Origin of the sequence: uncultured Anaerovibrio sp. (assembly GCA_902786545.1) — a bacterium.
GTDB lineage: Bacteria > Bacillota > Negativicutes > Selenomonadales > Selenomonadaceae > Anaerovibrio.
On record CADACU010000064.1, the window covers coordinates 1 to 7,006 of the forward strand.

The 7,006-nt window shown below is 45.0% G+C and carries 6 protein-coding genes; 1 reads left to right on the top strand and 5 read right to left on the bottom strand.

What is annotated here, in order from left to right; genetic code table 11:
* Nucleotides 1–163: 163 nt before the first annotated feature.
* From QZV24_RS09645 to trkA, 3 genes are read right to left on the bottom strand one after another with little or no spacing between them, the layout of a single operon-like run.
* Nucleotides 164–1,609: a TrkH family potassium uptake protein gene (locus QZV24_RS09645; protein ID WP_294523307.1), complete on the bottom strand. Its 1,446-nt coding sequence runs from the start codon at nucleotides 1,607–1,609 to the stop codon at nucleotides 164–166.
* A gap of 11 nt (nucleotides 1,610–1,620) precedes the next feature.
* Nucleotides 1,621–3,078, bottom strand: a complete 1,458-nt coding sequence (locus QZV24_RS09650) for a TrkH family potassium uptake protein (protein WP_294523308.1) — start codon at nucleotides 3,076–3,078, stop codon at nucleotides 1,621–1,623.
* Between the two features lie 2 nt (nucleotides 3,079–3,080).
* Nucleotides 3,081–4,421, bottom strand: coding sequence for a Trk system potassium transporter TrkA (trkA, locus tag QZV24_RS09655; RefSeq protein ID WP_294523310.1), 1,341 nt, complete (start codon nucleotides 4,419–4,421; stop codon nucleotides 3,081–3,083).
* A gap of 148 nt (nucleotides 4,422–4,569) precedes the next feature.
* Between trkA and QZV24_RS09660 the strand changes: the two genes are divergently transcribed.
* Nucleotides 4,570–5,829: a TadE/TadG family type IV pilus assembly protein gene (locus tag QZV24_RS09660; RefSeq protein ID WP_294523312.1), complete on the top strand. Its 1,260-nt coding sequence runs from the start codon at nucleotides 4,570–4,572 to the stop codon at nucleotides 5,827–5,829.
* A gap of 40 nt (nucleotides 5,830–5,869) precedes the next feature.
* Here QZV24_RS09660 and QZV24_RS09665 read toward each other — a convergent pair whose 3' ends face one another.
* Together QZV24_RS09665 and QZV24_RS09670 are read right to left on the bottom strand one after the other, a co-directional pair.
* Complete coding sequence (locus tag QZV24_RS09665; protein ID WP_294523314.1) at nucleotides 5,870–6,265, bottom strand: DUF192 domain-containing protein; 396 nt, start codon at nucleotides 6,263–6,265, stop codon at nucleotides 5,870–5,872.
* A gap of 8 nt (nucleotides 6,266–6,273) precedes the next feature.
* Nucleotides 6,274–7,006, bottom strand: a 733-nt coding sequence (locus tag QZV24_RS09670; protein WP_294523316.1) for a type II secretion system F family protein, incomplete at its 5' end; no start/stop codon positions are given.

A 7,006-nucleotide genomic window follows, 5' to 3' on the forward strand; every position in this document is an offset into this window, starting at 1 on the left:
TATTGTATAAGAGCAAATACTTATGCTGGTAAGTTTAATAATAAACTTAGTATACAGTTTTCAAGAAGCCGTCAGGTTTTTGCATGTGGGAAGTTTGAGGTTTAAATTAAAATTGCGCCTGTGGGAATGCACAAGCGCAATTTTTTTGCGTGGCTAACTGATGTTACCAGCTGGCACCCTTTTGCCAGAAGGATGGTTTCAGCATTACCAAAAACAGGAATATTTCCAGACGGCCTATGACCATCAGCATACAGCAAACGATTTTTGTCAAAGCATTTAATTGACTAAAATCATTGGCAGCACCATAGGCGATGCCGGCATTACCTATGGCGGAGATGCCTAGGACAATGGCATCCATAATCGGCAATCCATCGATGGTAAAAATCAATGCCCCCATCAGGGCCAGGAAAATGTACAGGAAGAAGAAGCGGCTGGTGCGATTTATGACTACATCCAGCTGTTCATTTGTGTCATAGGACAGATGAACGATATGGTTTGGATTGAGCTTTTCCTTGACAATACGGTTTATCATTTTGAACAGCAGGATAAACCTGGCTATTTTTATACCACCGGAGGTGGAGCCGGCACAACCGCCGGTTAGCATTACAATCAGCAGGCAGTACTTGGAAAAAGCCGGCCAGCTGTCAAAATCTGTGGTGGAAAATCCGGTGGTGCTGATAACAGCAGCGGTCTGGAATGAGGCATAGCGCAGGGCTGTAAACAGATTAAGGTCGGTGGTTGCGGCCAGGTTGACTGTAATCGCTATGGATATCACGGCGAAAATCACCAGATAAGTCACAAATTCCGGCTCGGTAAAGATTTTTTTATAGCCACGTTTCCAGGCAATAAGATACAGGGAAAAGTTTCCGCCACCAATCAGCATAAATATCATAATGATGATTTCGGCCGGTAAATTGTTAAAATGACCTATGCTGTCATTATGGGTGGCGAACCCACCGGTGGCAATGGCTGACATAGCGTTGTTTACCGCATCGGTAAGATTGAAATCGCATATCAGTAAAAGGGCAACGAGGATAAAGGTCAGCAGAATATAAACCACTAATAGAGCCCGGGCTGTGGCTTTAAAACGGGGCAGGGGACGGCTTTCTGTTGGGCCGGTGGTTTCAACCTCAAACATTTTCAGCCCCCGGATACCAGTTTGTGGTACCAGTGCGATAAAAATAACGATTATGCCCAAGCCGCCCAGCCAATGGGTGAGGCTACGCCACAGCAAAATGCTGGCGGGCAGGTTGGGAATATCACCAACCACGGATGCTCCACTGCCGGTAATGCCGGAGACCCCCTCAAACAGGCAGTCAATAAATGGCATATAGTGGCCTGATATATATGGTATGGAAGCAATAATGGAGGCAAATAACCAGCTCAAGCCAGTTATGGCGATGCCTTCCCGAATACTGATATCATCATTGGTTATTTTTCCCTTGTTGCTGAAATATACTGATAACGACAGACTGCAAATTATGGCTGCTAAAAAATCCAGAGAGCTGGACTCCTGCCAGTGTATGGAGGCTATCATAGGAATCAGCAGGGTCAAGGACATAGCAAACATGAGCCGGCTAAGCATATAAAAAATTATCGGATAACTCAATCTGCCACCTCCTACCAGCGTTCATTCAGCAAGTGGTTTCGGCCACTGTATATAAGCAGTAAAAAAGCAAAAAAGTCGACTTTGCCCAATATCATCAAAAAGCAGCAGAAAAGCTTGATGTAAACCGGCAGGGATGTAAGTATATCAGTGCCAGTGTGAAAATACATGATGGCACCGGTGCTGGTCAGACACCCTAAAGCTATTTCCATAGATTGCTGCATATCCAGTCCGGCCGATGAGATGACTATAATCGCCAGGGCAATGGTAACTATAACTATAAAGAAAAAGCCCAATACACGGTTGATAAGGCTAGGTGGTACAATTTCCCCATCTATTTTTGTGGTCATGATGATATCCGGGTGAATGGTCCGGGTCAGCTCATTGGCGCAGCTTTTGAACAAGATCATCAGTCGAAGGATTTTAAAACCGCCGGCCAAGGATCCAATACAGCCGCCTACACTGGCGGCCATTATCAGTATGAGTTTATCAAAATCGGTCCAGTTGAGAACCTCCATAGGGTAAGCACTGATGGTACCGGCGTAAAGCGCCACACTGAAAAAGCCATACCATAGGCTGTCCATCAAACCATAGCAATCTACCCAATATAAATGGACACCAATAATAAGTCCCAGTACCAATATCATTAGCAGGAATAGCCGGGACTCGGAGTTATGAAAATTTTTTTTCAAAATAGAAGTTTTACGCTGTTTTATTGCCTGCCAATAGATGATAACATTGCACCCGGCGGCAATTAACCCCAAGGATACAGCAATGGCGAACCATAGATTATTATAAAGATATGTGCCGGAGAAATAACAACCTCCGGTGGAGATAATCACCAAGGAATAGTTGACGGCATCGTACAGATTGAGACCGGCCAAAGAAAAGCTTATTACACCGCCAATAGTTATTAGTGTATAAATCATAGTCAGGCGGCGGGTATTCTTTTTCAGTCGTTTCAATGATATAATACCGGTTTTTAGGGCTACTGGCATAGCAAAGCTAATGCCGAAAATGCCACTGATGGCTGGGAGAACTGTAGCAATAAACATAAGTACCATACCGCCACCAATCCATTGGGTCAGGCTGCGCCATAAAATGAGAGAAGGATCCCGCAGCTCAATGAGGTTGGTATAGCCAGTGGTGGTAAAGCCGGAGAGACTCTCCATAAATGCACTGGCACCGTCCAGCAGACCACTTAGATAATAGGGCAGGGCACCGGCCATGGCCATGGTAAGCCAAATGGCAAACAAAAAGGCAGCCCCGCCAGTGACGGACAGGGAGTCCTCCTGGTGGGCTGATTTGCCGCGAATGAAGACCGCCACCAGCAGGATAATAAATATTGCCTTGCCAAATACCCAAGTGGTGGTGTCAGTACCTATATTTACACTGTAAAAAAATGGAATGAGCATTAGCCCGGCACAGTTAAACAGGGCCCTGCTGATGAGATAAAGGATTAACCGATCCATAGTTAGTTCCTGCTAAAATATTTTAAAATCTTGGTAGTGGATTGTTTTTCAGTAATGATAATGGCCCGTCCTCCGGCTTTTAAAACCGTGTTGCCGTTTGGAATCTGTACCTCGCCATTTTTGACGAAGGCACAGACCAGGCATGACTTTGGTAAATTGGCATCCATGAGCTTTTTGTTGCAGACGGCACTGCCGGTCTGAATAACGACCTCGGTGACCTCAGCCCGGGCATCCTGTAGCAGGGTTACCGCTGAATTGCCCCGGACAAAGGCCAATACTTCGTTAGCGGCCAAAATACGGGAGGACAGTGAAATATCCACACCCAGTTCCCGCAAAATGGATTTGTAGTCGGTTTTTGCCTGGCGGATAATGGTCTTTTTCACGCCGTGATGCTTGCCCAAAAGGGCCAGCAAGAAATTAAGTTTGTCATCATCGGTAAGGCAGATGAGGGCATCCGCTTCGTTAATGCCTTCCTCCAGCATTTTGGTGATATCAGCGGCATCAGCCAGAATGGCCTTGCCATTATTTTTAAATTGAGAGGCTATAAGATGAAGCCGTTCTTTTTTTGTATCAAAGATTTTTACCTTTACTTTTTGCTTGTCCAGCATACTGGCGACAAATCGGCCCATGCGGCCGGCACCGATAACGGTTACTTTCTCCAGTTTGGAGTGATTCCGTTCCTCCAGATTTTTACTGAACTTGTCAATATCAGTGGTAAGACCGATAAAATACGCATTGTCATTAGGCTGCAGGCTGTCATCACCATGGGGAATGATCATCCGCTGCCCCCGGAATATCATGGCAGCAATAATGGTTTTTGGCATATCAAGATTTTTCAGCATAATATTGGCCAGGGGGGATTTTTTCTTTACCTTAGTTTCAAACAGACGCACCTGCCCGTCGGCAAAGTCTTCAATATTTAGGGCAGCCGGGACCATTAGTATACGGTTGATTTCCATGGCCATAATAAGCTCAGGATTTAGCATCAGGTCAATATCAAAATTTGCTTTCAGATATTCTTTGGCTTCGGAGATGAACTGCATATCCCGAATACGGGCAATAGTTCGTTTTATCCCGTGTTTTTTCGCTAAAATACAGGAGACCATATTGATTTCATCCGTTGCGGTAACGGCTATGAGCACATCGGCATCCCGTATATCATCATTGTTCATAGTAATAGGACTGGAGCCATTGGCCTCAATGGTGAGGACATCCAGATTATCCTGAATTATTTGCAGACGGGATGGGTTGTTGTCCACCACCACTACATCATATTCTTCCTGTGACAGGCGTTCTGCGATAGTATAGCCCAGCTTTCCGGCACCAACTATTATTATTCGCATGATGAAACCTCCTAAAATGACATCATTTCAAGCTATATCATACTATTTTTGCAACAAAAAAACCATAAAAATATAGGTATATCGCCCCGCTATAGGTTAAAATCTGTTATACTATTATGAAGACACTAATAGGTAGGTAACATACATTATGGAAATAAATCAAAAGGGTGCCGTATTTGCCTTTACTGCAGTAATCATTCCATTGTTGATGATTTTTACCGGTATAGTCATCGATTTTGGTAATCTGTATGCACACCATTCCCGTCTGCAGAATGCGGCTGATGCGGCGGCTATGGCTGGGGGATATGCTTATGTGTCCTCCGATGATGAGCCATCAAATCATCCCAATGCCGATCGGGCGGCTAGTTTATACACCAGCCGAAATCATCCTAAGGCGGAAGAACTGGATTATCTGTATCAGGTCCGGGAGTCAGATGAAACAAGGCTTACTTATTTTCGGGTGACCTTGAAGGAACGGGTATCCCTCTATTTTTTGCGATTTTTCCCTTATCTGGGAGATGATGTGGAAATAAGTGTAATAGGATGTGCTAAGTTCCGTCGTGGGGGCACCTCGTCAGATGGTGCCGGGGGAAACAAGCTGTTTAACTACCTCTTTACCATTGGTGGCGGTTTTTATTCCATCAATTCCATACAAAACCCGGACAATTACAATATTTATCAGCAAAGGAGTAATTGCTCCACCTATGATGGGGATATGGTATTTGCTAACCAAAGTGGCTGGAACAATTCCCAGGGTAATATTTATCTGAAGGGGGAAGCCTTCGGAGCAGATGGTAATTCTACCATTACGGTGAACCAGGCCAAGGAGAAGGGCTATATCAATGAACCTAAATATGATGGCAGTATTGATATTGCTCAGTACTATCGGGAGATTATTCAGGGCCTGCTGTCGGATCAGTCCACCTATAAGATTACCGATCAGGGACAGCAAAATGCCACCAGTTCATCTCTGAGTCAGCTGAGTAATCAGGGGGTGGATGTGATTTACTACAATATTCCCAACCTGAATATCAGCCTGAATGATGCCATCAGTGGCAGCAGTGATAAGCCGTTATACATTATCTGTGACAATGTGAATAATTTTAATACCAGTGCCGATATGACAGCGGGACGGCCGATAGTGCTTATTTATTTGGGGAGTGGCGGTTTCTGGATAAACTGTAATGGTGGGATATTTACCGGAAATATTTATGCTCCATTTGGCTCCGTCAGTGTAAATGACAACCGTTATTTCTTTTATGGCAGTATAGTGGCGGGACAGAATCTCAATCTTCAGAGCCAGGGGTACTATATCCAGAAGAATTATACGGCTACATCTGCGGCCACGGAGCCAGAAGCAGCCAGTGTGGTTTTGACAAATGATCGTGATGGTAATGTAGAGTGGTAACGAATATTAAAACAGTGCCAATCCTTAGGGATTGGCACTGTTAATTTTCAGAGGATGGTTCACCCTGATATGAGGCATATGGTTCAATTTGCAAAATAAGGGACTGATTGTGGGATAGTCCTTTTAGGGATTCCAGACTGCCGGCAGGCAATTCCAACACCCCATAGGCCCCCAGAGCTCCCGCCAGACCAATCCATGGTTTTAAGCTATGGACAATCTTTAGGATGCGGTAGTTCCGATCGAAAAAAATGGCATCAATGGGAAAACGCATGAACATCATGTGTATGCTGTTGCAAGGGTAAAGCAGTAGGCCGGTACCCGGCGGCAGATGGGCTTTTCCCATCAGTCCAGTAAATCTTTTTAAGAAAGTGTTGGCCCTTTTTGCCTGGAAAGTCAATTTCCCAGTGCCAGGCGGTTGGATGGATACATTGAGCATCAGTTACCTCAAAAGTTTTTTATCAGGGCAAGGACGGTTGGCAGCAATACCACTACAAACAGTGCAGGAAAGATGAAGAATACCAGGGGAAAGAGCATTTTTACCGGAGCCTTCATAGCCAGGGCCTTTATAGCCTGACGCCGTCGATCCCGCATATTATCGGCCTGAATGGCTAAGGTTTTGCTGATGCTGGTTCCTAACCGATTGGCCTGAATAATAGAGGTTAAAAATAGAGTTAATTCCGGCAAATCGCAACGGTTGGCCATGTTTTTCATGGCTAGCTTTCGTGGGACACCCATGCGCATGTCATCCATAGTGCGGTGGAATTCATCAATCAAAGGCCCATGCATGCGTTGGACTATTTTTCGGGCAGCTGCATCAAAGGTAAGGCCCGCCTGTACGCTGATACACATCAGGTCCAAGAATTCCGGCAGTTGGCGCAGCATCTTTTTCTGACGGTTTTTAATCTTCATATTCAGCAGAACAAACGGTAGCATAAGACCCATCAGGGCTCCCAATAGGATATACATTATATCCTGTATGATAAGCATATTGCTGTGGTGTACATAGCTATAGGCAACCAACATTCCCCCCACCATAAAAATGAAGCATACCGTGGAAAATGCTCCCACAGATATGGTACCATGTTGACCCGCCAGCACCAAACGGTGTTCGATGATTCCTGCCAAGGAGTTTGGCGTAAAACTATAGAAGTTTTTTTCTAACTGGCTCAACCATGGA

What these genes read in the sequence shown, in the direction of transcription:
- trkA (WP_294523310.1), bottom strand. Translation starts at nt 4,421, where the DNA reads ATGCGAATAATAATAGTTGGTGCCGGAAAGCTGGGCTATACTATCGCA.
- QZV24_RS09665 (WP_294523314.1), bottom strand. Translation starts at nt 6,265, where the DNA reads ATGCTCAATGTATCCATCCAACCGCCTGGCACTGGGAAATTGACTTTC.
- QZV24_RS09660 (WP_294523312.1), top strand. Translation starts at nt 4,570, where the DNA reads ATGGAAATAAATCAAAAGGGTGCCGTATTTGCCTTTACTGCAGTAATC.
- QZV24_RS09650 (WP_294523308.1), bottom strand. Translation starts at nt 3,078, where the DNA reads ATGGATCGGTTAATCCTTTATCTCATCAGCAGGGCCCTGTTTAACTGT.